Below are 24,417 nucleotides of genomic sequence, written 5' to 3' on the forward strand. Positions count from 1 at the left end.
ATGCACTGCCTATGCCCGACAGAGTGCCTGAATATTTTCGCTAAGAACCGGCGGCGGCGGTTTTCACCAGTTTGAATACCTTATCGTTAGGCCTTACCTTTGCAGGCACGGGCAGCGATATACGCCAGCCCTTTTGAGCTCTGTCTACGGTATGCAGGTCGTATCGTATCTCTTCAGCATCGAGATACATCACGCCGGTAGTAGGTCCGGTGATTAAAAGATGTTCGCCTAAGTTTATTTCAGAGGCTTCTACTGCAATTTCAGCTACGCTCAATTTAGAAAAGAACTTCACTACTTTGCCTACAAGCACCTTCTTTTCGGTGGCTACAGAGCCATAATGTTTGTTCCATTCGCCCAGCTTCTGCCCCTGATAATAGCCATCCCAAAAGCCTCGGTTGAATACCTTGGCCAATCGTTCATCCCATCCATCTTTCTTATCTTCGGTAAACGTGCCTTCAAGAACACTCTTTATTGCCTCACGATAGCATCTGACAACGGTGTAAACATATTCGGGGCCACGCGCTCTACCCTCTATCTTGAACACCCGCACGCCTGCTTTCATCATCTTATCGATGAAACGCACCGTTTTCAGGTCTTTCGGACTCATAATATATTTATTGTCTACTTCGAGTTCGGTACCCGTCTCTTTGTCGGTTACGATATACGAACGGCGACAGAGCTGCATGCATTCGCCGCGGTTGGCCGAACGGGCCGTATTGTCGAGACTTAGGTAACACTTGCCCGAAACGGCCATACAAAGGGCTCCGTGGCAGAACATTTCAATGCGGATAAGGCCGCCTTTCGGCCCTACAATGTGCTGCTCTACGATTTGTCGGTATATTTCAGCCACCTGATCCATATTGAGTTCGCGCGCCAGCACTACTACATCGGCAAAACGGGCATAAAATTTAAGCGCATCAATATTCGATATATTGAGCTGAGTGCTAAGGTGTACTTCCACTCCTATGCTGTTGCAATAGGTCATTACCGCCACATCCGAAGCGATAACCGCCGTAATTTCGGCCTCTTTCGCAGCCTCCACAATGCGGTGCATCGTATCAATATCCTCGCCATAGATTACGGTATTCACAGTGAGATATGTCTTTATGCCGTGCTCCTTGCACGTAAGAGCTATTTCGCGCAGGTCGTCTATCGTGAAATGATTGGCCGAATGAGAACGCATATTAAGCTGTCCGATGCCGAAATACACAGAATTTGCACCGGCTTGTATGGCTGCCGAAAGACTCTCGCGTGAGCCTACAGGCGCCATAATCTCGTATTCATTGATGTTTTGTTCTATCATTAAAACTGTTTATTTTTCAAGAAATCGATCAATGTAAATGATGGATAACCTCGGAAAAACTTGATTTGAACGAATATATAAAGGCGACGACGAGCCGGAATTATCCGCAGATAATATTTTTAAGAATGGTAACTACACGCATTCAATGCAACTTGCAAGGCCGGATAACCGTCATTTCAACGGTTGCAAAGATACTGCAAATTAAGATAAATGCAAAATTTTTAGGCTGGAAAAGACTATAGATAACTGTACCATTCCTTGCTGAAGAATTGATTATTCATTTAAAAATATTCCGGAAACCTTAAATTCTATTTGTATTTTTTTGTAAATTTGCAAAGTATATTCATACATTATTCTTCTGATAATGCTGAACGTTGATACAGAAAAACTCTTGATATCGGCACTTATCAACGGCGATGAACAAGCGTTCGACATGGTCTTTGTAAACTATTTCCCAAAGATCAAAAATTTCGTAACCGCATTTTGTGGCGATGAAGATGTGGCAGAGAATATTGCTCAAGACTTGTTCATGAACCTTTGGATTAAACGGGAAACGCTGGTAGAGATAGAGAACTTGAAGTCTTACATGTTTGCCATTGCCCGCAATGCTGCCTATCATTACCTGCAAAATACGGTAAGGTATAGCCATACTACAGCCTTCGACGAGCACATAAAGGATGAGTCGGCATCAGCAATAGATATTCTTTATCGCGATGAACTCGAAAAAATGATTCAACAGGAGATGGAAAAAATGCCGGAACAACGGCGCCGTATTTTTGAGATGAGCCGCATGGAAGGACTCTCGAATACGGATATTGCGAAGAAACTCGATATCAGTAAACGGACCGTTGAGACGCATATATCGCTCGCCTTGGCAGATTTACGCAAAATATTACCTACAATTATCCTTTTAATTCTTTTTAACAAGATGTGATTACGTGTATCTTTTCTTTTTCTACTCTATTATATGAAAAGGAAAAGATCATGAATAACAAAACTGCATATAGAATTATACGCGACTTTATTGACGGCATCATTCCCATCCGATATCGCAATGTAGTAGCACGATGGATTGCATCTGACCGGAATATGGAGGAAAAAGACGCCGCTATGAAGACAATATGGGAACAGACGGAAGGTGATAATTCGGCGGTTAACAAATCGCTTATTACGTTTCGATGCAACCGTGATGACTATGAAGACAGCCTGAGGTACAAACGTACAATACGCATGATTTTACGCTATGCTGCCATACTCGCATTGCCACTCCTTACGGGAGCATTGGTTTGGCACTATACTTCTTCACATTATTATATAGCAAGCGAGATGGTTGAACTTTATGTGCCCGAAGGCAAAACCGACAGTCTGGTGCTTTCAGACGGTACGATTGTAACCGCTAATGGAGGTTCCACATTTCTTTATCCACGGGAATTTAATCGTAAAAACGGCTATCGTAACGTATATTTGCAAGGCGAAGCGCACTTCAATGTAGCCAAAGATACCGACAAACCTTTTATTGTTAATATAGGAAAACTGAAAGTGCAAGTACACGGCACGCAATTCAATGTAAAAGCATATCCCAACAACAGACACATTATTACTACCCTCGAGGAAGGACAGGTAAGCGTTTATGACTCTAAATCGGCCACAACTCTCGCTCCTAACGAGCAGGCAGACTATGACAAAGTGAGCGGGTTACTAACAAAAAACCATGTAGATGCAGCAAGATTTAATAGTTGGACAGCCGGCAATTTGTTCTTCGATCAACAGAAACTTGAGGAAATTCTCACTGATTTGGAGCACAAATATAATGTGAAGTTCCGCATAGATCCATCCGTAGACTTAGAACATCGTTATACAATGAACTTTAAATATACCGAAACTATAGATGATGTACTCAAGGTTATATCCAAGTTATCTAAAGGATTAAGATATTACAAACAAGGTCAAATCATTAAACTCTATCAAGAGAGAAAGGAGTTGTCACACTGAAAAAAGGATGCCTACGCATCTGAAATCGAAAATCTATTCTACCAACCTACACCCCACTAAGCAATCATGTAAATCATTAAAATCTACTCATGAAACAATATCTAACAACATTTTATAATACCATCATGTGCAAAAGGGGCATAACAATCGTTGTCATTGCACTGTTGGTATCTGTGACAGTGCCTGCACAGACAATCAAACTGACAAGTACCAAGGCAACAATGCATACCTTGATACAGGCTATAGAGAAGCAGACGAACATGTCGGTGGACTATAGTCAAAATACAATCGACCTAAATAAAACCGTAAATGTAAGTTCCAATTCACTCTCATTGCAAAACCTACTTGCACAGATGTTGCGGGGTACAGGACTCAATTACAACATCTCGAATCGCCACATCATCATTACTCACAACGTAAATAAAGCGCAACAAGGCAATAATACTCATAAAAAAGAAGTTAAAGGCCGTGTTGTAGATGCATCGGGCGAGCCTTTGATCGGCGTAAGTGTAAAAGTGAAAGGTACTAACAATGCTACAGTAACCGATATCGATGGCAATTATTCAATCAATGCCAATGGCAACGATGTGCTGGAGTTCTCTTATGTAGGTTTCACTCCGAAAGAGGTTAAAGCAAACAGCAATAATATTGATGTATCGATGAGTGAAGATTCGAAAGAATTGACAGAGGTTGTTGTGACGGCTCTCGGTATCAAACGCGAGCAGAAGGCATTAAGTTACAATGTGCAACAAATAAAAGGTGACGATCTTTCTACCAATAAAGACGCCAACTTTATCAACTCTTTAAACGGTAAAGTTGCAGGTGTTAACATCAACGCTTCCTCATCTGGTGCCGGTGGAGCATCCAAAGTAGTGATGCGTGGTGCCCGTTCAATAGGCCAATCAAGTAATGTTCTTTATGTTATTGATGGCGTCCCAATGTACAATACCGGCGGTGAAGGTGACTCCGAGTTCGGTTCTAACGGTACTTCGGAAGGCATTGCCGATATCAATCCCGAAGATATTGAGTCGATGTCCGTACTGACCGGTGCAGCGGCAGCGGCACTCTATGGTGAAAAGGCGTCCAATGGAGCCATTGTTATCACTACTAAAAAAGGTAGTATAGGGCGCACCGTATTCACGATATCACAATCAACAGAATTCTCAACAGCATTTCGTATGCCCGAATTTCAGAACAGATACGGCACAGGTTCTATGCTCCGAAATACAGGAGCAGACTCGTATAGTTGGGGAAAACCACTAAACGAAGCCAACTACAGAGGATATGATCCGGCTAAAAACTATCTGAAGACTGGTATTATGACTACAGAATCTTTCACTCTTTCTACCGGAACAGAGAAAAACCAGACATTCTTTTCTGCAAGTGCACTGAACTCCGGAGGCATTATTCCCAATAATAAATACAACCGATATAACTTCACTGTACGCAATACAACAAGCATGTTGAATGATCGTATGACACTTGATATAGGAGCAAGTTATATTATTCAGAACGATCGCAATATGACCAATCAGGGCGTATATGCCAATCCTTTGGTGACAGCTTACCTATATCCACGCGGTAATGACTATAATGACATGGCGATGTTCGAGCGTTGGAACACACAACGTCGTATATATGTACAGAATTGGAACGACTTGATCAGCGAACTTGTTGGGCAAAATCCTTACTGGATCAATTATCGTAACCAACGTACAAATAAGAAATATCGCTACATGATGAATGCTGGATTAAGCTATAAAGTAACGGATTGGTTAAACGTGGCTGCACGTATTCGTATCGATAATGCCAACAATACTTACGAACAGAAGTATTACGGAACAACCAATACAACCCTGACAGACGGCTCACTAAACGGCTATTACGGCATAAGTAAAACCAATGACAAGCAAACTTACGGTGATGTATTGGCAACAGTTCATAAAAATTTCTTTGATGAACGCCTCTCTCTGAATGCCAATATAGGCGCTTCTCTCTCTGATCTTAAGTCGAACTCATTGGGAGATTCGGGTCCTATACGCGAAGATTTAATTCCAAATGTCTTTACTACGACACAGATCGATGCAGCACGTTTGAAGCCCGGACAGTCAGGATATCATGAACAAACGAAGTCTATTTTTGGGAGTTTGGAGTTAGGTTGGGCAAGTCAATACTATCTAACGCTAACAGCTCGCAACGATTGGCCTTCTATGTTGGCCGGTCCTCACTCGGATAAATCTTCATTTTTCTATCCTTCGGTGGGTGCTTCATGGATTATCTCGGAAACTTTCAAATTACCTAAAGCGATAAATTACCTAAAGGTACGCGGCTCTTTTGCATCAGTCGGTCTCTCATTTCCGCGCAATATTGCCAACCCGAAATACCCATGGAACAGCAATCTAAAGCAATGGAGTTCGCAGACTCTCTATCCCATGTATACTTTAAAACCCGAACGCACAGACTCTTGGGAGGTAGGTTTGCAAACACGTCTGTTCAAACATTTCAACTTAGATGTTACTCTATATTCTACAAAGACGTATAATCAAACCTTCAACCCCGATATTTCAGTATCTTCAGGTTATAGTGCTATATATATACAAACGGGTAACGTAAGCAACAAAGGCATTGAACTGGCACTCGGTTACAACAATACATGGGGCGACTTATCATGGTCTTCCAACTATACGTTCAGTGCCAACAAGAATAAAATCAATGAATTGGTACGCAATTATGTACACCCGGAAACGGGCGCAATTATCAATAAAGACCGTCTTGATGTAGGTGGATTAGGCTCAGCTCACTTCATTTTAAAAGAAGGAGGCTCACTGGGCGACCTTTATTCATTGGTAGATGTAATGCGCGACAGCCAAGGAAAAATATACGTAGACAGCCAAGGAAAAGTGTATAAGAATACGAATGTAAAAGACATTAAGTTAGGCTCAGTATTCCCGAAGTGTAATATGGCGCTACGTAACGATTTTGCATGGAAGGGTTTGAACTTTGGTTTCCTATTGTCGGCACGCTTTGGTGGTATTGCTTATTCGGCAACACAAGCCCATCTTGATAACTATGGAGTATCGAAAGCCACTGCAAAAGCTCGCGATTTAGGATATGTTTCTATCAACGGAGGCGACAATTATGTAAACCCGGAAGTATGGTATTCTACAATTGGAGCAAGCGACGGTATTCCGCAATTCTACACATATAGTGCAACAAACATACGCTTACAGGAGGCTACCATTGGCTATACGTTCAAAAAGAACTTATTTTTCGGCATAGGAGACCTCACGGTTTCGCTCATCGGACGTAACCTTTGGATGATTTATTGTAAAGCTCCTTTCGATCCTGAAACCACAGCTACCACAGGTAACTACTATCAGGGAATAGACAGATTTATGACACCAAGTACCAGAAATCTTGGTTTCAATATCAAACTTAAATTCTAAATTCGAAATCTATGAAACAGTATAAAAACATTATATTGTCAACAGTATCAGCCGGACTTCTATTAGGAGTTACGAGTTGTACCAACAGTTATGAGCAATATAACCAAGACGAATATGCCGTAAGCAGAGAAGAAATGCAGCGAGATGCTTACTCTTTGAGCTCTGCCATGCTGAACCTCGAGGGCTGGGTAATACCTACAGATGTCAATACCAACCAGTTTACCGAATGTTTGTGTGGCGGTTCGTATGGCGGATACATAGCTGATTCTAATTCAGGTTTCTCGGGTAAGAACTTCGCACAGTACAGTCCGGAGAACGGATGGAGCCGTGTATTGTTCAAAGATATCATTCCTAAAATGTTCATTTACAGCAACGAGGTAGACAAAGTAACGAATGAAGCTGTTCCGCGTGCCGTGGCTAAAATCATTAAAGTGGCAGGCATGCATCGCGTAACAGATGCTTACGGACCTATACCTTATTCTAAAGTCGGTCTTAACGGGGAGATAACGGCTCCTTACGACTCGCAAGAAGATGTCTATAATCTAATGTTCGAACAACTCAACAATGCCATTACTGCATTGACTTCCAATCGTACAGCAGACTTCAGTGCCAAAGCCGACAAGGTATATAACGGCAATGTGGAGCATTGGATCAAGTTCGCAAACTCATTGAAACTACGCTTGGCCATGCGCATCTCAAAGGTTGCACCCGCCAAGGCACAACAAATGGCAGAAGAAGCTGTGAGGCATGAAATCGGTGTGATGACTTCCAATGCAGATAATGCAACACTTACACTTTCGAGTACCAATCCGTTTAGGGTGATTATGTATGAGTACAACGGGGGCGACTCCCGTATCAGTGCAGATATCACTACTTATATGAACGGTTACAACGATCCGCGAAGAGATGCGATATTCACAAAATCTACCTTTACAAGAAGCGGTATCACTAATGGGTATTTCGGCATACGCAACGGTATTCAGATACCCGACGGAGCCACTGCACATGCCTATTCTAACTACAATGTAAATACTGATACGAAGATACTTTGGATGAATGCCGCCGAAGTTTCGTTCCTCTGTGCCGAAGGGGCATTGCGCGGATGGAACATGGGCAATACTGCCAAGCACTTCTATGAGCAGGGCATACGCCTTTCGTTCGAACAATGGGGCGTGTCTGGTGCCGACACCTATATAGCCAATACCACGGCAACACCGGCACAATACACCGATCCTATGGGCACCAATTCCTATAACGGACAGCCGTCGACCATCACGATTGCTTGGGATGATGCTGCTTCTATGAGTACCAATTTAGAGCGTATTATCACACAAAAATGGCTGGCTAACTTCCCATTAGGGCAAGAATCTTGGTCTGAATACCGTCGCACAGGGTATCCGAAATTTATGCCTGTCGTTGTTAACAATAGCGGTGGAATCGTTAACTCCAACCGTGGAGCACGCCGACTTGCCTACCCTCAGGAAGAGCGCACCAACAACTACGAGAATTACAATGCAGCTCTAAGTCTCTTAGGAGGTACAGATAACATGGCTACAGATGTATGGTGGGCACGATAGATAGCTATTATATTACAGAAAAACAAAATAAGATAAAAACACAGTTATGAAATATATCATTAAGAATATTGCATACTCGATGACTTGCCTTGCCATGATATTACTTATGGGAAGTTGCAATACGGATATCGAACCCGTAGACATCAACGAACCGGGGATAGATAAACAAAACCCGGAACTGTATGCCAAATACCTTACTTCGCTAAAGGCTTACAAGAACAGCAAGCATAAAGTAGTGTTGGGATGGTTCGATAACAGTGCAAAAATGCCTGCATCGCAGGGGCAGAATATACATTCCGTGCCCGATAGTCTGGACTATATTGTACTTAAATATCCGGCAGATCTTAACGAAAGGGAATACAAAGAGATCACAAACCTACGACAGCAAAAGGGAACAAAGGTAATGTACGATATCAGTTTCGAAACTATAAAAAGCACATACGACAAAGCTTTGAAGGCTTTCAATGAGAACCCGGCCAATCAAGGAAAGGCTTTTACAGCTTTCAACAGTTGGTTAATCGACTCTGTTCAGGTAAAACTCGCCCTTTGCGACCGGTATAACTACGACGGAGTGGTAATGTCTTTCGAAGGTAAGGTAACAATTTATATGACCGAGGCCGAAAAAACAAAAATGCTCGAACAGGAGAATGTTTTCATCGGAATTGCCAAAGACTGGAAAGAGCGCCATACAAATAAAACGTTAATATTGGCAGGTAAGCCGCAAAACATTACGAATCAAGAGATCTTTACCATGGCTTCTTACATCATTATTCCTTGTCAGAGCGCCACAACAGAGGGCAAACTCGCCTATAATATGGGTAAGGCGGCTGTCGAAGGTGTACCTACCGATAAATTCATACCGATGGTTTCCACGACTTCTCTCGATGCTACAGACCTGAAAACAGGCTATTGGGTGAACAATGTGGTTGCAGTATTGGGTGCTGCCAAGTGGGTTGCAAGCGATCATACAGGCTATCAAATAGCAGGACTTGCTATCGATAACGTCAACACAGACTACTATCATGCGAACTTCACCTACCCCACAGTCCGGAAAACCATTTCTATTATCAATCCAACCGTTAAAAAATAAAGCGATATGAAGAATATACTAAAATATTTGCCTTTGGCTTTTATTACCCTTTTCATGGCATCATGTCAAGATAACAATGAAGAGAATTTCGCAAACAAAGCATACATCGATGCTGCTGAGATGACCTCTGAAACAGTTATCAAAAGGAATGTAGGCACCATAACAAAGACTTTGACCATCGCTACATCGCGCCCCGCAGAGAACGAGATCAATGCTCAAATAACGGTAGAAAAGTCGATGGTCGGCACTTACAACAAGGTCTATTATGCCAATGCAGAGCTGCTTCCCGATACTTGTTATAAGGTTAAGGTAAGTAAAATGACGATCAACAAGGGAAGTGTGAAGAGTACTGAAGCCTCGATCGATTTCTCTAAGCTCGGTAGTCTTGACCGGAGTAAGACTTATGTCTTGCCCGTAACGGTACAAACGAGCGATATCGACCTTCTCGCCTCTGCCAAACAGTATTATTATGTATTCCGTGCAGGCGCGCTGATTAACGTTGTAGCAGACATACAAGATAACTATTTGGAGATTTATCCGTGGAAGAACGAAAGTCGTGTAGCCAATATGCACAAGATAACCATGGAGGCTTTGATCTTTCCGCGTGAGTTCGGACAGCTTATTTCTACAGTGATGGGTATAGAAGGAAGTTTTCTTATGCGTATCGGAGATTCCGGTATTCCCGACAATCAAATCCAGATAGCCACATCGGAAGGTAACTTTACCAATAGTAATCTAAAGCTCACGCCGGGTGTGTGGTCGCATGTAGCAATGACATACGATGAAAGTGCAAAAACTATCTGTGTGTATATCAACGGAAAGTTGATGGCTTCGGATAACAATTTCCGTGCATATATAAACATTGTAGGCAACGGTGGAGACCGTAACTTCGATATCGGACGCTCATATGACGATAGCCGCGACCTTAACGGATGCATCTCCGAAGCCCGCATATGGGACGTTGTACGTACGCAAGAGGAGATTGCCAACAGTATTTATACGGTGGAACCGACCTCTCAGGGCCTCGTTGCATACTGGAAATTCGATGATCAATCTTCGTTCATCGTTAAAGACTATTCTGGCAATGGGAATGATATAAAGGCCATAAAATCGGCACTTAAATGGCAAAATGTATCGTTGCCGGCCACTAATTAACTAAGAAAATCGATAAATTATGAAGTATATAAATTTAAATAAGATAAAGGTTTTAGGGCTTATTCTTTGCACAGGAAGCCTTATTACCTCCTGTTCAGACAGCATTGATGTACCGAAGGTCAGCGAAAACCCGTATCAGTCTGCCGACAAAACATTGGCATTTATTACCGATAAGTATGGTGCCAGCAATCTCGATTCGCTTATCTTCTCCGACAAAGGGGCCACTGATTTTTACGTAAACCTGAACAATGCGCCTCAAACTTCGCAGGAATATGCCATCGTTTACGATGCTACATCACTTAATAAGTATAATCTTGCCCATGGAACAGATATCAAACCGCTGCCCGAAGAGTTGGTAACAATCGACGGAGTTGCCACCGTCAAGGCCGGTGAAACGAAATCTTCTGCCGTTAAAGTGGCTTACACTTCTGCCAATCAGTTAGAGAAAAATGGCACATATGCCATTCCTCTGACCGTTAAAGGTAGCGGTGCACAAGCTTCCGCAGACAAAGGAGAATTCGTACTTTTGGTAAAAGACATCACTAAAATGCCGAATTGCCACAAAGAAAACGGCCTGCAAGTAATCAGTTGTATGGAGATTAACGATGCTAACCCATTGTATAATCTTTGCTTTACATTAAAAGAAAGTGGCAAATACTTCTTTGATCAGGTAATTCTCTTTTCCGGAAATATCAACTACAATGCCGAGACGGGCGAAGTATACAACTACAACAACGAAAACATCTCGCAGTGCCTCAATTTCAAGGAGAAATATCTTGCACCTTTGCAACAAAAAGGTATGAAAGTTATTCTTGGTATCTTAGGCAATCATGATCGCTCCGGAGTGGCAAATCTCAGTAAAGAAGGCGCCAAAGCATTTGCCGCCGAACTTAAATCGGTATGCGATGCATATAATTTAGACGGTGTGTTTTTCGATGATGAATATTCCTCCTATGGCAGCTATCCGGGCTTTGTAAGTCCGTCAAATGCGGCAGCTTCCCGCCTTTGTTATGAAACAAAGAAAGCAATGCCCGACAAATTAGTAGAGGTATATGTATACAACCGTACGAGATCACTGCCCTCTGTAGATGGACAGACATCCGGAACTTTCGTCGATTACGGTATACATGATTACGGAGGCACCAGCGACTTGAGCAGTAATTACCCCGGGATGCCTAAAACAGGAATGATATTGGGCTCTATTGAATGTGCTCGAGGTTACGCTTCATCTGCAAGTGTTTATGAAAACATAAAGAACAATAAATACGGTGGAACTATGGTTTTCGGTTTATCACCCGACCGTACACCTATGAATGTACTAAATAGAGTTGCCCATGCATTCTATGGTGAAGACGTTGTTCGCATAGGAACATATAAGAAAGATTGGTAAAACAAAATACAGAAAACAACAATGAAAACAAAATATTTATATGCAATAGCAATGTCTCTCGTGCTTGCATTCGGTTTTACCGGATGCAGCAACGACGACGATCTTGCAAATCCGATTCCGGAAGCCAAGGAGAAAAGCAAGCTTACCTTCGACACAGATACCTTGAAAGTAAGCGTTGGAGAGCCGGCAACCTTTAATATAACAGCGGGTGGAGGCGACTATAAAGTCATCAGCGAGAACCCTAAAATAGCGCAAGGTACTGTAAACGGAAGCATTGTCACCATTACCTGTTCCGATAAAGGGCTTACCGCAATTATCATATCCGATGCAGATGGCAACTATAAACGGCTAACGGTTAAGTCTATGTATACCGTTCTTGCCCTCAATAAAGAAAATGTATCTGTAGGAATGAAGCTCGGTCATGACGACGGAAAGGACAAAGTAATCGTGAAAAAAGGCAATGGAGGCTACACAGCATCAAGTGCCGACGAGAATATTGCCAAGGTTTCAAGGATCGAGAACGATTCGGTAATCGTAATACAAGGTGTGGCTACAGGCTCTACAACTGTAACTGTTACAGACATGATGGGCCTCTCGAAGACGGTAAACGTAACTGTAGAGACGACAACCATACCCTATACCGAAGAAGAAAAGAAGGAAATCATGAATAATAGAGAGTATCGACTTTGCTGGGATGGCACAACTAAGAGCGAAACACAGGTAAACACCATGGAGAACGGGCAGCATAAAATGGGCTGGGATTATGGATGGGAATCCTATAAATATTACTGGGCCTACGTTTATTTTACCGGTGATCTGACCGTAGGCAAGAAAACTAATGGCAAAATAAGCGCAAAGTTAGGCTATTCGAAACCCGAGAACGAGTATGAAGATGTAGAGGTTGAGATCATCAAGAATGACGGTTTGTACGTTTGGGGCATCATGTCTGTAATCAAAAACAACTATCTCCACTACGGCTACTTCTGTCAACCTATCCCATAAGATACATATTGAACAATCGCAATTAAAAACAAACTCACATTATAGGGGGCAGTCTTTCAAGAGATTGCTCCCACACTTTTTCCCCGATTTCGATAAAAACATGTAAGGTTCTTACAGATAATTGCGTATCTTTGCATGCACATTGTAAACCGAAAAAACGGTTATCGTCAAATGAAAAGGAATGTTCTTATATTCTTATTCGGCATGTCTATCGCCGTTACACTGTTGGTCTGTTGCCGACAGACTGTACGTGTATCGCCGGCAGACATGCCGTTTACCTGCGACGCCATGCTCAAACATACACCGATAAAGAACCAAGGAAACAGCGAATATTGCTGGGTTTACGCCATGCTTGCCACTATAGAGAGCGAACACATTATGCAGGGCGACTCGATAAATCTTTCGTCTGCTTATGTCATTCGTATGATGCTCCGCGACGAAGCGGTAAAATATTACTTCTCGAAAGGAAAAGGAAACATCGTTATGCGGGGCATGTGTTCCATGCTTCCGGCTTTATTGGAGAAACATGGCATAGAGGCATTCGACGCATTCGAGGATAATAACGGGATTAACTACCGTGTGCTCTGCCGAAAGCTGATGCGTGAAGCCGATTTAAACATAGCGATACGCAGCGGTTTACAGCATTTGAACGCACGTATAGATAAGGTATTGGACGATAATATGGGATATCTGCCCCGCACGGTATTCATGTTCGGTGCTGAATATACGCCTGTGGAATTCGCCCATAGCGTGTGTCTGCCAAACGAATACCTTGCGTTTACGAGCTTTACGCACCATCCTTTCTACCGCAGTTTCGTGCTCGAAGTGCCCGACAACCGGCTGAACGATGCCTTTATGAACCTACCCATAGACTCGTTGATGCACACGATAGAACAATCGTTGCACCGAGGTCATCCTGTTTGTTGGGAAGGGGATATCAGCGAAAAGGGCTTTTCGTTCGATAGAGGCATCGCTGTTTTGCCGAACGAAAGCAGGCAAGTAACGCAACAAATACGGCAACGAGCTTTCGAAACCCTACAGACTACCGACGATCATGCTATGGAACTCGTCGGCATGGCGCACGATAAAACGGGCCGAAAGTACTTCATTGCCAAGAACAGTTGGGGCACCAATAATCCTTATGGCGGACTTATATACCTGTCGTATAACTATGTAAAGCTCAAAACCATTGCTGTATTTCTCTCCAAAAACGCCTTCGACCGTCGAAAGAACTATATTCTATCTTTAAAAAACACAAAGAAGAATTAACTCTACCCTATCTTGTCAGCACCGTATATATACCACCTTTTACAACGATTTCATACGCTTTAGAAAGCTAAATACGCCGATTAGGTTCATCGGTCTGCTTTACTTCTTGCCGTAAATCAGTCCTACACCGGTCATCATTCCGCGTACCTGCATGAATTTAGGCATCATCCACTGCCGTTCTGCATTCGCTATATAGTTGATTTCGCTGATGCCTTCCGCTTTCAGATCATCGATAAACTCCTGCATATCCCCATAAAGACTCTTCCAACCGAATAGGTCTTGGAAAGCAAAACTGCCGCCCTTCTTGACCACACGCAATGCTTCACGCACCACAAGGCGTTTGTCTGGCTGCGTTTTAACTTCATGGAAAACGAAATTGCTCACGGCTGCATCGAACGTACCGTCGGCAAAGTCGAGCTTCGAAGCATCGCCCTTTTGGAAATGCGTATGCGCTCCTACGCCTTCGAGTGCTGCATTATTTTCGCATTGACTTTTGGCATAATCCCATCCGAAGCCCCAGTAATCGATGCCGGTAATATCGGCTTCGGGGAATTTCTTGGCACATCTCACGGTCAAGGCAGCAGCTCCACAGCCGATATCGAGCAGACGTCCGTGCCCGTCCCAGTCGAGATGATCCACCAAAAAGGCATGTATCTTGGCCATAAGTCCGCCACCTTCGAAAGAAAACTGCCAATGACAGAGGTACATATAGGCAGATATTGCCAATGCCGCCACCGACAATACGCCCAATACAACGGATAAAATGAGTACCTTGAACCATAAGATAGAGATAAAAAACAATAGGAGCACCGCTCCCGAAACCGAATAAAGAATGCGCAAGAGAGTATTTGGAACCCAATTGCCATAACTGATTTTCTGCTGTTTCATGACCATTTAATTACATTATAGATAACCCGCCCGTTCTGAAAATCCATAAAATACAACCGACAAGTAATTTCTGTGCAAAGATAATCTATAATCTGTATGTTCACAATACTTAAAAGTTAGGATTTTCGGATACGCCGCTTTTTTCATACCTTTGCATCTTCTAAAATAACAAAACCTATGGTAACAGATACAAAGATCAGGCTGGGAATACTCGATTTCGACGGTACCATTGCCGATACACAAACACTTATCGTAGATACTATGCAGGGGGTAATCGAAGAACTCGGTTTAGAGAAGCGTACAAGAGCGCAGTGCGCAGCCATGATCGGATTACCTCTTGAGAAGACGTTTTCTACACTTATCCCGATGAGCGACGAGATGAACCGACGCTGTGCAGAGGCTTACGAGCGTATATACCGCGAGAAGAATACCCTCGGAGCGGTGACATTGTTCCCCCATGTCTACGAAACGTTAGAGAAACTCCATGCACACGGAACCGTTCTCACCATCGCTTCGAGCCGCCACAGATGGTCTCTTATAGACTTCGTCGAGCGCTTTGGCATCGAAAAATTCATTACCTATATCTTGGGAGCAGACGATGTAACGCATGCAAAGCCTCATCCCGAACCTGTACTGAAGACGCTGCAAGAGCTGCACTTTACCCCCGAAGAGGCATTAGTCGTGGGAGATACCGTTTACGACATTAAGATGGGACAAGGTGCTGAAGTACATACGTGCGGCGTAACCTACGGCAACGGAACCCGAAAAGATATGATTTCGACTCGGTCAGAATACATCGTAGACGACTTCGATCAGTTGCTCGAAATAATCGGATAGCCCGTCTATGCGCCTTACATATACTACCTATAACGGATAAAGCATACATCTGCCGTCTACAGATGTATGCTTTATCGCTACTGTAATAATCACACGGAAAAATATTTTGTAGCCTATAACGTAGTTGCTTCTGCCAAAAATTACAGACAGAATAAAGAAAATATTCCACTTTTTTCTTAACTTTGCAACTACATATTTTATTTATACACACGAAGAAACATAGAAAACAGCACGATATATGGAATATAATTTCAGAGAAATCGAGAAGAAATGGCAACACAGATGGGTAGAAAACAAGACCTACAAGGTTGTTGAAGACAAGACAAAAAAGAAGTTCTACGTACTCAACATGTTTCCCTACCCCTCTGGAGCAGGCCTTCATGTGGGCCATCCGTTGGGTTATATCGCTACTGATATCTATGCCCGTTACAAACGGCAGAAAGGTTTCAACGTGCTGAACCCGATGGGTTACGATGCTTACGGGCTGCCCGCCGAACAGTACGCCATACAGACAGGGCAACATCCTGCCGTTACTACTGCCAAAAATATAGCCCGCTATCGCGAACAATTGGATAAGATAGGCTTCTGTTTCGACTGGGACCGCGAGGTTAAAACCTGCGATCCGGCATATTACAAATGGACTCAATGGGCATTCCGCAAGATGTTCGAATCGTATTACGATACCGCAGAACAGAAAGCCATGCCCATTGCAAGGCTCATAGAAGAGATAACCGCCAAAGGTACGAAAGCTCTCCACGCGGCTTGTTCCGAAGAAATAGATGTAACGCCCGAAGCATGGAAAGCCATGAACGAGGTGGAACAGCAGCAATTGTTGATGAATTATCGGATAGCATACCTTGGTGAAACGATGGTTAACTGGTGCCCGGGACTGGGCACGGTGCTGGCTAATGATGAGGTAGTAGATGGTGTTAGCGTGCGTGGAGGCTATCCTGTGGTGCAAAAGAAGATGCGTCAATGGTGCCTGCGTGTGTCGGCTTACGCACAAAGACTGTTAGACGGACTCGAATATATCGACTGGACAGACTCGTTAAAGGAAACACAACGCAACTGGATAGGGCGATCTGAAGGTGCTGAAGTTACCTTCAAAGTGGCCGACAACGATACTGTTCTTACGATATTTACCACGCGTGCCGATACTATGTTCGGCGTTACATTCATGGTTTTGGCCCCCGAAAGCGAATATGTGGCACAAGTAACGACCGCAGAACAAGAAATAGCAGTCTTAGATTATCTGGATTACGTGAAAAAACGTACCGAATTGGAACGTATATCAGACCGTAAAGTAACGGGAGTCTTTACGGGTAGCTACGCCATCAATCCCTTTACGGGCGACAGAATACCTATCTGGATAAGCGAATACGTACTCGCAGGCTACGGAACCGGTGCAATTATGGCCGTTCCGGCGCACGACTCGCGCGACTATGCCTTTGCCAAACACTTCCATCTTCCCATTGTACCGCTGATAGAAGGTGCAGATGTGAGCGAAGAAAGCTACGATGCCAAGGAAGGAACAGTATGTAACAGTCCGGCAGAAGGTAAAAACACCGAGTTTTCTCTCAACGGATTGAGTGTGAAAGAGGCTATTGCAGCCACCAAAAAATATGTTGCCGAGAAGGGTATAGGTCGTGTAAAAGTGAATTATCGACTGCGCGATGCCATCTTCTCCCGCCAACGTTATTGGGGTGAACCGTTCCCCGTGTACTACAAAGACGGCATGCCATATATGATACCCGAGGCATGTTTGCCGCTCGAATTGCCCGAAATAGACAAATATGAACCCACCGAAACGGGCGAACCTCCATTGGGACACGCCAAAAAATGGGCTTGGGATGCGGTGAACAACAAAGTTGTAGAGAAAACGCTCATAGACAACAAGACCGTTTTCCCTATAGAACTCTGCACCATGCCGGGCTTTGCAGGCTCGTCGGCTTACTATCTACGCTACATGGACCCGCATGATAATGATGCTCTTGTAGCCAAAGATATCGACGAGTATTGGCAGAATGTAGATTTGTATGTGGGAGGTACCGAGCATGCAACGGGCCACTTGATCTATTCGCGGTTCTGGAATAAGTTCCTATATGATTATGGTGTGTCGTGTAAAGAGGAGCCTTTCAAGAAACTGATCAATCAGGGAATGATACAAGGACGGTCGAACTTCGTATACAGAATAAACAACGACGACCACAATGCAGCGCCTGTATTCGTATCGCTTGCACTAAAGGATAAATACGAAACTACGCCCATCCACGTCGATGTGAACATTGTACACGGCGATGTTCTTGATATTGATGCCTTTAAAGCATGGAGACCGGAGTACAATAATGCCGGTTTCGTACTCCAAGACGGTAAATATACGTGCGGTTGGGCGATAGAAAAGATGTCTAAGTCTATGTTCAACGTGGTCAATCCCGATATGATTGTAGAGAAATATGGTGCAGATACGCTCCGTCTCTATGAGATGTTCCTCGGTCCGATAGAGCAAAGTAAGCCGTGGGATACCAATGGTATCGACGGTTGTCATCGCTTCTTGAAGAAGTTTTGGGCCCTTTTCTACGACAATCGCACAGGTGTATTCCTCGTAAATGGCGATGTACCGACGAAAGATGCACTGAAGAGCGTTCATAAATTGATAAAGAAGGTAAGCAGCGATATAGAGAATTTCTCTTACAACACAGCTGTATCGGCGTTCATGATCTGCGTCAACGAACTCGCACAGCAGAACTGTCACTCCCGCGAGCTGCTTCAAAAGCTGGTAGTGCTCATCGCTCCCTTCGCTCCACACATTGCCGAAGAGCTTTGGGAAATACTCGGAAATACTTCAACCAGTGTATGCGATGCCGAATGGCCGGCATGGGACGAGCAATACCTTGTAGAAAACGAAATGCAACTCACCGTTTCTTTCAACGGTAAAGCACGCTATCAGAAGACTTTCCCCATCGATGCAAGCAACGAAGATATACAGAAAGCCGTGCTTACCGATGAGAAAAGCCTGAAATACATAGAAGGAAAAACGGTCGTAAAAGTCATTATAGTACCGAAAAAGATCGTTAATATCGTTCTTAAATAATAATTATTCTGCCGACAATCATCTCGTCTGCTACAGACAGATGATTGCCGAAAAGATAATACCACTTATAAAACTATCGAACGAAATCATGGAGAAACAACCTATTTGGAATGAAATAAGAGACTATGTCTGGATTACTTTCGGACTCGCATTGTATGCCTTTGCCTTTACCGTGTTCCTCCTACCCTACCAAATCGTTACGGGTGGTGTTACCGGAATGTCGGCCATCATCTATTATGCTACAGGTTTTAAGATAGAAAACTCTTACATCATCATCAACGTAAGCCTACTCGTCGTAGCATTGAAGATACTTGGATTCAAGTTCATGATGAAGACTATCTATGCCATCTTCATGCTCTATTTCCTGCTGAAGATAGCCCAATACCTCATGCCCTTTGATGATTTAGGCCATCCGGTAAAGATATTGGGCGAAGGGCAAGACTTCATGTCGCTTATAATCGGCTGCTGTTTCACCGGAACAACGCTTGCCATCGTGTTTCTTCACAACGGTTCAACAGGCGGAACCGATATCATTGCCGCCTGTGTAAACAAGTATCATAACCTCTCTTTGGGACAAGTATTGATCTTCGTAGACCTGTTTATCATCGGTACATGTTTCTTTTTCCCGCAATTCGGTACCTATATAGAGCGCTCCCATAAAGTTGTATTCGGCTTATGCACTATGGTCATCGAGAATTTCGTACTCGATTATATCATGAACAGGCGCCGAGAATCGGTACAATTCATGATATTCTCTCGCAAATATCAGGAGATTGCAGATGCGATAGGTACCGAGATGGATCACGGTGTAACGATACTCGACGGCCACGGATGGTACACCGGACAGGAGGTAAAAGTACTCTGTATTCTCGCCAAAAAGTATGAGAGTGTGAACATTTTCCGCCTCATAAAGATGATAGATCCCAATGCTTTTGTCAGTCAAAGTTCTGTTATCGGCGTTTATGGAGAGGGTTTCGATGAAATGAAAGTAAAGTTACCCAAGCAAGATAAGAAGGAAAAAGCCGATAAGAAACCATAACCGACAACTTTCTATCCTCTGATCGTTTATCTTTGATTTAAATCCTTTCATGCTTTATCCTTAAAAACAAATGAAAATAGTATTCGCTACAAACAATAAAAACAAGCTCGACGAGATACGCGAAATACTCGGTCATGGGTTCGAAATCATGTCGCTGAAAGACATAGGATGCACTGCCGATATACCCGAAACCGGCAACACACTCGACGAGAATGCCCTTTTAAAAGCACAATATGTATTCGATAACTACGGTGTAAGCTGTTTTGCCGACGATACAGGTTTAGAAGTAGACGCCTTGAACGGCGATCCGGGCGTGCATAGCGCACGATATGCCGAAGGTACCGACCACAACAGCGAGGCCAATATGGCCAAACTGCTGCACGAATTAGGAGAAAATAACAATCGAAGGGCACGATTTCGTACCGTTATTGCGTTAATAATAAAAGACGAACAGGCTGCAAACGGCAGTCGAGTTTTGTTCTTCGAAGGCGAAATAAAGGGACACATAGCCCGAGAAAAGCATGGCAACGAGGGTTTCGGATACGATCCATTATTTGTTCCGGAAGGTTATGAAAAGTCGTTTGCAGAACTGGGTATGGATGTTAAAAATAAGATATCGCACCGTTCGCGTGCCGTATTAAAACTTTCGGAATATCTGAAAAGTAACAACTTACACATATGAAAAAGATCACACTTCTGCTTGCAATGGCGATTATTGCAACAGCTTGCAAAGCAAAAGCCATAAACACGTGGAACGCATATCCCGCCTATAGCGACATTACAGAGATAGAACCTGCCGGAAATCTCGTATATGTACTGGCATCGGAAGGTCTTTACTCGTATAATAAAAACGACAACAGTCTGCAGACTTACGACAAAACAACGGTGCTAAACGACTGCTCTATTGCCCGTATAGCTTACTGTAAGGCTGCCAAACGCCTGCTTATTCTTTATAAAAACTATAATATCGATTTGTTAGACAGCAAAGGAAACGTAACCAATATACCGGATTATTACAACAAGTCGATGACAGAAGACAAAACAGTAAACAGTATTTTCGTCGACGGCAATTACGCCTACCTTACCACTTCGTTCGGCATACTGAAAATAAACGTAAAAAATGCCGAAATCAGCGATACCTACAATTTAGGCTATAAAGTAAACAATATGGCCGTATCCAACGGCTATATGTATCTCGTAACGCCTACAGGTACCATGAAAGGTAATGTAACAAAGAACCTGCTCGATAAAAACAACTGGAATAAAATAAACGATAACGGTTTCGATGCAATATTTAATATAGGCGGAAAACTAATATGTCTCAATAACGTAGCGGCATACCGTCTTGATGAAAACAATGGTTCGACAACAGAATTCCTATCTATTTTTAATCGAAAAGCAATATTCTCGAACGGAAAAATCATTTGTTTCGGCGGCGAAAGTACGGCAATTGTCAACAGTATTACCGACTTTAAAACCATTAATACCAAGTTTACAGCCATCGCCTACGATCCTTCCGCCCAATGTTTTTGGCAGAAGAATGCCGAAAATAAACTTCAGTCGTTTACGATAGACAGTAACAATCAAATTAATATACAATCTTCCGGCGTGAAACCCGAAGGCCCTCTGTACAACTATTTCGGCTTTCTTAAATTCGCCAACGGTATGCTTTATTCGTGCAGCGGAGGATATGGAAAAGGAGGAGAAAACCTAAGAAACGGTTGTATACAAGTACTCAAAGACAGGAATTGGGTAATTTATCAAGACAATCTTGCACAAATCGTCGGACACAGGTACGAGGACAACATTTCATTGGATATAGATCCATCCGACATAAACCATGTGTTTATGGGCGGTAAAACGGGCCTCTATGAGTTTCAGAACGGCACTCTAATCAAGCACTACAATATAGACAACAGTCCTCTGCAGTCGGCATTAGACGACAATAACAAGAATTACGTGCTCATAGAGAGTGTAAAATTCGATAAAAAAGGCAATCTCTGGTTACTCAACAGTCAGGCTCCGTCGAACTCACTGATGGAATATACCAAAGACGGAAAGTGGATTTCTCATCACAATGCGGAACTGATGATGAACACAAAACGAAGTTTAGGAGCAATGCAAGACTTATTTTTCGACAGCAGAGGATTGCTTTGGTTCGTCAATAATCATTGGGTAACACCATCAGTTTATTTTTTTCAAACCGATAAAGATACGCTAAATTCCTTTAAATCGTTTGTTAATCAAGACGGAACCACACTGTCTTTAGAACGTGTAAGATGCGTTACCGAAGACATTAACGGCAATATATGGATAGGAACCGATATAGGTCCTCTCATGTTAGAGCCTTCTCAATTTTATAAGGGAGCCGGTGTAATATTCACACAAGTAAAAATTCCGCGCAACGATGGTACCAACTTTGCCGACTATCTGCTATCGGGAGTAGACATAACCTGCATTGCCGTAGACGGTGCAGGGCGCAAATGGTTCGGCACGAACGGCAATGGAGCCTACTTAATTAGCGAAGATAACATGACACAAGTACATCATTTCCTTGCTACAAATAGCCGGTTACTCTCGAATAATATAGAAGATATTGCAATAGACCATACAACCGGTGAGGTTTTTTTCGGCACCGACAAGGGACTTTGCTCATATATAAGCGACGCAACAGTTCCTTCCGACGAAATGACAAAGGATAACGTATACGCATATCCAAACCCTGTACGGCCGGATTATAACAGACCTATCACCGTTGTAGGGCTTTCTTTGAATGCCGATGTAAAGATTGTAACGGTGAATGGCGTACTTGTAAAGCAAGGAAGAAGTAACGGCGGAACCTTCGTTTGGGATGGGAAAGACCGTTACGGCAACCGTGTAGCATCGGGAGTATATATGGTTGAAACCGCTACCGCCGATGGAAACAAGGGAACAGTGTGCAAAATAGCAGTTGTAAAATAACCATTGAAGGCCGATCAGCTTAACTCAAGCATGCGCTCGATAGGCTTTATAGCTTCTTTAGATACATCTTCCGGCACATCTACAAAAGGCCACTCGTACTTTAAACAGTTATATATTTTCTCTAAAGAGTTCATCTTCATAAACTCACATTCGTTACAAGAACAACCCATACTGCCCTCGCTTATTTCGGGTGGAACAGGGTAAAACGTCTTATCAGGGCAATGTCTTTGCATCTCATGCAGTATTCCTGCCTCCGTTGCAACGATAAACTCTTTGTCATTGCTATTAATACAATGTTTCAATAACACGGCGGTAGAACCCACTACATCGGCCATTACAAGCACAGAACCTTTACATTCCGGATGTGCCAAAACTATGGCCTTAGGATGCTCTCGGCGCAGTTTAACGATCTCTTCTACCGAGAATTTCTCATGTACATGGCATCCGCCGTTCCACAAAAGCATGTTTCTGCCTGTGATAGAATTGATATACGAACCCAGATTATAGTCGGGCCCGAAGATCAGTTTGGCATCTTTAGGAAAAGTATCTATTATCTTTTTTGCATTTCCACTGGTCACCACCACGTCGGTAAGTGCCTTTACAGCAGCCGTAGTATTTACGTAACTCACCACTTGACAGTCCGGATGTTCTTCTTTAAACCTACGAAGATCATCGGCAGAACACGAATCAGCAAGCGAACATCCTGCATTTAAGTCGGGTACAAGTACTGTCTTGTCGGGACAGAGTATCTTATTAGTCTCGGCCATGAAGTGTACACCGCACATAACGATAATCCTTGCATCGGTTTTGGCGGCCTTTTGTGCCAGCGCCAACGAGTCTCCGATAAAGTCGGCAATATCTTGTATTTCGCCTTGTGTATAGTAATGTGCAAGAATAATGGCATGTTTTTCTTCGCACATACGGCGTATTTCCGCTTTTACATCTACCGAACGATCTATCGGTTCATCGATATATCCTTTCTCAATCCATTCGCTTTTCAACATTACCTTATTATTATATTTTATTTTTTCTTTCTTTTTAAAAAGAATATGTTGTGTATGATGTGCTGTGGAAAAGTGCATAACTTTCTGTTAGAATATTTGTTTATTTCGATTTAAACCTATTAACTCTTGCTATCAACAGCCAAACGTTACATCTTCTTTATGGTTTTCAGTAAGATAAACGGGTTATCCACAATTATACCCTTCATAATGCAAAGTTAATAAGTTTATATTTTTTTCCGCGTAAAAGTTATGGAAAACTTGTGAAAACGGCCGTTAATAAGCTGTAGATATTCACAATTTTACAGACAGAAACGAAAAGCAGTGGATATGTTTGGAGTTATAAACAGCGTTATACACCGGTTATGCACACACT

Annotated in this window: 17 protein-coding genes; 14 read left to right on the forward strand and 3 right to left on the reverse strand. The window is 43.0% G+C overall.

Going from position 1 to position 24,417, the window contains the following annotated elements:
* Positions 1–40 precede the first annotated feature (40 nt).
* Positions 41–1,303, reverse strand: a complete 1,263-nt coding sequence (locus BN3912_RS03585; protein WP_023984137.1) for a peptidase U32 family protein — start codon at positions 1,301–1,303, stop codon at positions 41–43.
* A 364-nt stretch (positions 1,304–1,667) separates the two neighbouring features.
* On the opposite strand from BN3912_RS03585, the gene BN3912_RS03590 reads away from it, so the two are divergent.
* The 9 genes from BN3912_RS03590 (at position 1,668) to BN3912_RS03630 (ending at position 14,224) form a co-directional block, all read left to right on the forward strand.
* Positions 1,668–2,237: an RNA polymerase sigma-70 factor gene (locus BN3912_RS03590; RefSeq protein ID WP_023984138.1), complete on the forward strand. Its 570-nt coding sequence runs from the start codon at positions 1,668–1,670 to the stop codon at positions 2,235–2,237.
* Between the two features lie 50 nt (positions 2,238–2,287).
* Positions 2,288–3,295: a FecR family protein gene (locus tag BN3912_RS03595; protein WP_023984139.1), complete on the forward strand. Its 1,008-nt coding sequence runs from the start codon at positions 2,288–2,290 to the stop codon at positions 3,293–3,295.
* A gap of 89 nt (positions 3,296–3,384) precedes the next feature.
* Positions 3,385–6,741 carry a SusC/RagA family TonB-linked outer membrane protein gene (locus BN3912_RS03600; protein WP_023984140.1) on the forward strand — a complete coding sequence of 1,119 codons (3,357 nt, stop codon included), beginning with the start codon at positions 3,385–3,387 and terminating at the stop codon, positions 6,739–6,741.
* An 11-nt stretch (positions 6,742–6,752) separates the two neighbouring features.
* On the forward strand, positions 6,753–8,318 hold the full coding sequence (locus BN3912_RS03605; protein WP_023984141.1) for a RagB/SusD family nutrient uptake outer membrane protein: 1,566 nt from the start codon (positions 6,753–6,755) through the stop codon (positions 8,316–8,318).
* A 46-nt stretch (positions 8,319–8,364) separates the two neighbouring features.
* Positions 8,365–9,408 carry a glycoside hydrolase family 18 gene (locus BN3912_RS03610; RefSeq protein ID WP_064972265.1) on the forward strand — a complete coding sequence of 348 codons (1,044 nt, stop codon included), beginning with the start codon at positions 8,365–8,367 and terminating at the stop codon, positions 9,406–9,408.
* Positions 9,409–9,414: 6 nt separating this feature from the next.
* Positions 9,415–10,563: a DUF1735 and LamG domain-containing protein gene (locus BN3912_RS03615; RefSeq protein ID WP_023984143.1), complete on the forward strand. Its 1,149-nt coding sequence runs from the start codon at positions 9,415–9,417 to the stop codon at positions 10,561–10,563.
* A gap of 19 nt (positions 10,564–10,582) precedes the next feature.
* Positions 10,583–11,953, forward strand: a complete 1,371-nt coding sequence (locus BN3912_RS03620; protein WP_023984144.1) for a BT_3987 domain-containing protein — start codon at positions 10,583–10,585, stop codon at positions 11,951–11,953.
* A 21-nt stretch (positions 11,954–11,974) separates the two neighbouring features.
* Positions 11,975–12,955, forward strand: coding sequence for a hypothetical protein (locus BN3912_RS03625; protein ID WP_023984145.1), 981 nt, complete (start codon positions 11,975–11,977; stop codon positions 12,953–12,955).
* Positions 12,956–13,126: 171 nt separating this feature from the next.
* Positions 13,127–14,224 carry a C1 family peptidase gene (locus BN3912_RS03630; protein ID WP_023984146.1) on the forward strand — a complete coding sequence of 366 codons (1,098 nt, stop codon included), beginning with the start codon at positions 13,127–13,129 and terminating at the stop codon, positions 14,222–14,224.
* 99 nt (positions 14,225–14,323) lie between these two features.
* On the opposite strand, the gene BN3912_RS03635 is transcribed toward BN3912_RS03630, so the two are convergent.
* A complete protein-coding gene (locus tag BN3912_RS03635; protein ID WP_023984147.1) occupies positions 14,324–15,112 on the reverse strand; it encodes a class I SAM-dependent methyltransferase in 789 nt (262 codons plus the stop codon).
* Between the two features lie 177 nt (positions 15,113–15,289).
* Between BN3912_RS03635 and BN3912_RS03640 the strand changes: the two genes are divergently transcribed.
* The 5 genes from BN3912_RS03640 to porZ all read left to right on the forward strand — a co-directional run bounded on the left by BN3912_RS03640 (position 15,290) and on the right by porZ (position 23,040).
* On the forward strand, positions 15,290–15,949 hold the full coding sequence (locus BN3912_RS03640) for an HAD family hydrolase (RefSeq protein WP_023984148.1): 660 nt from the start codon (positions 15,290–15,292) through the stop codon (positions 15,947–15,949).
* Positions 15,950–16,187: 238 nt separating this feature from the next.
* The gene (gene leuS, locus BN3912_RS03645) at positions 16,188–19,040 is read left to right on the forward strand and encodes a leucine--tRNA ligase (RefSeq protein WP_004369116.1); all 2,853 of its coding nucleotides are present in this window, start codon (positions 16,188–16,190) and stop codon (positions 19,038–19,040) included.
* A gap of 88 nt (positions 19,041–19,128) precedes the next feature.
* Positions 19,129–20,079, forward strand: a complete 951-nt coding sequence (locus BN3912_RS03650) for a YitT family protein (RefSeq protein WP_023984149.1) — start codon at positions 19,129–19,131, stop codon at positions 20,077–20,079.
* 70 nt (positions 20,080–20,149) lie between these two features.
* Entirely contained in the window at positions 20,150–20,761 is a 612-nt protein-coding gene (locus BN3912_RS03655) for a non-canonical purine NTP diphosphatase (protein WP_023984150.1), read from the forward strand.
* Complete coding sequence (gene porZ, locus BN3912_RS03660; RefSeq protein ID WP_023984151.1) at positions 20,758–23,040, forward strand: type IX secretion system anionic LPS delivery protein PorZ; 2,283 nt, start codon at positions 20,758–20,760, stop codon at positions 23,038–23,040. Before BN3912_RS03655 ends, porZ begins: the two co-directional genes overlap by 4 nt.
* Before the next feature lie 14 nt (positions 23,041–23,054).
* Here the strand turns inward: porZ and nadA are convergent, their stop codons facing one another.
* The gene (nadA, locus tag BN3912_RS03665; RefSeq protein WP_023984152.1) at positions 23,055–24,044 is read right to left on the reverse strand and encodes a quinolinate synthase NadA; all 990 of its coding nucleotides are present in this window, start codon (positions 24,042–24,044) and stop codon (positions 23,055–23,057) included.
* Positions 24,045–24,417 lie beyond the last annotated feature (373 nt).

Source organism: Prevotella phocaeensis (genome assembly GCF_900065875.1).
Lineage (GTDB): Bacteria > Bacteroidota > Bacteroidia > Bacteroidales > Bacteroidaceae > Prevotella > Prevotella phocaeensis.

What these genes read in the sequence shown, in the direction of transcription:
- BN3912_RS03610 (WP_064972265.1), top strand. Translation starts at nt 8,365, where the DNA reads ATGAAATATATCATTAAGAATATTGCATACTCGATGACTTGCCTTGCC.
- BN3912_RS03615 (WP_023984143.1), top strand. Translation starts at nt 9,415, where the DNA reads ATGAAGAATATACTAAAATATTTGCCTTTGGCTTTTATTACCCTTTTC.
- BN3912_RS03655 (WP_023984150.1), top strand. Translation starts at nt 20,150, where the DNA reads ATGAAAATAGTATTCGCTACAAACAATAAAAACAAGCTCGACGAGATA.
- BN3912_RS03605 (WP_023984141.1), top strand. Translation starts at nt 6,753, where the DNA reads ATGAAACAGTATAAAAACATTATATTGTCAACAGTATCAGCCGGACTT.
- BN3912_RS03625 (WP_023984145.1), top strand. Translation starts at nt 11,975, where the DNA reads ATGAAAACAAAATATTTATATGCAATAGCAATGTCTCTCGTGCTTGCA.
- BN3912_RS03595 (WP_023984139.1), top strand. Translation starts at nt 2,288, where the DNA reads ATGAATAACAAAACTGCATATAGAATTATACGCGACTTTATTGACGGC.
- BN3912_RS03635 (WP_023984147.1), bottom strand. Translation starts at nt 15,112, where the DNA reads ATGAAACAGCAGAAAATCAGTTATGGCAATTGGGTTCCAAATACTCTC.
- BN3912_RS03630 (WP_023984146.1), top strand. Translation starts at nt 13,127, where the DNA reads ATGAAAAGGAATGTTCTTATATTCTTATTCGGCATGTCTATCGCCGTT.
- nadA (WP_023984152.1), bottom strand. Translation starts at nt 24,044, where the DNA reads ATGTTGAAAAGCGAATGGATTGAGAAAGGATATATCGATGAACCGATA.
- BN3912_RS03650 (WP_023984149.1), top strand. Translation starts at nt 19,129, where the DNA reads ATGGAGAAACAACCTATTTGGAATGAAATAAGAGACTATGTCTGGATT.
- BN3912_RS03640 (WP_023984148.1), top strand. Translation starts at nt 15,290, where the DNA reads ATGGTAACAGATACAAAGATCAGGCTGGGAATACTCGATTTCGACGGT.
- leuS (WP_004369116.1), top strand. Translation starts at nt 16,188, where the DNA reads ATGGAATATAATTTCAGAGAAATCGAGAAGAAATGGCAACACAGATGG.
- BN3912_RS03600 (WP_023984140.1), top strand. Translation starts at nt 3,385, where the DNA reads ATGAAACAATATCTAACAACATTTTATAATACCATCATGTGCAAAAGG.
- BN3912_RS03590 (WP_023984138.1), top strand. Translation starts at nt 1,668, where the DNA reads ATGCTGAACGTTGATACAGAAAAACTCTTGATATCGGCACTTATCAAC.
- porZ (WP_023984151.1), top strand. Translation starts at nt 20,758, where the DNA reads ATGAAAAAGATCACACTTCTGCTTGCAATGGCGATTATTGCAACAGCT.
- BN3912_RS03585 (WP_023984137.1), bottom strand. Translation starts at nt 1,303, where the DNA reads ATGATAGAACAAAACATCAATGAATACGAGATTATGGCGCCTGTAGGC.
- BN3912_RS03620 (WP_023984144.1), top strand. Translation starts at nt 10,583, where the DNA reads ATGAAGTATATAAATTTAAATAAGATAAAGGTTTTAGGGCTTATTCTT.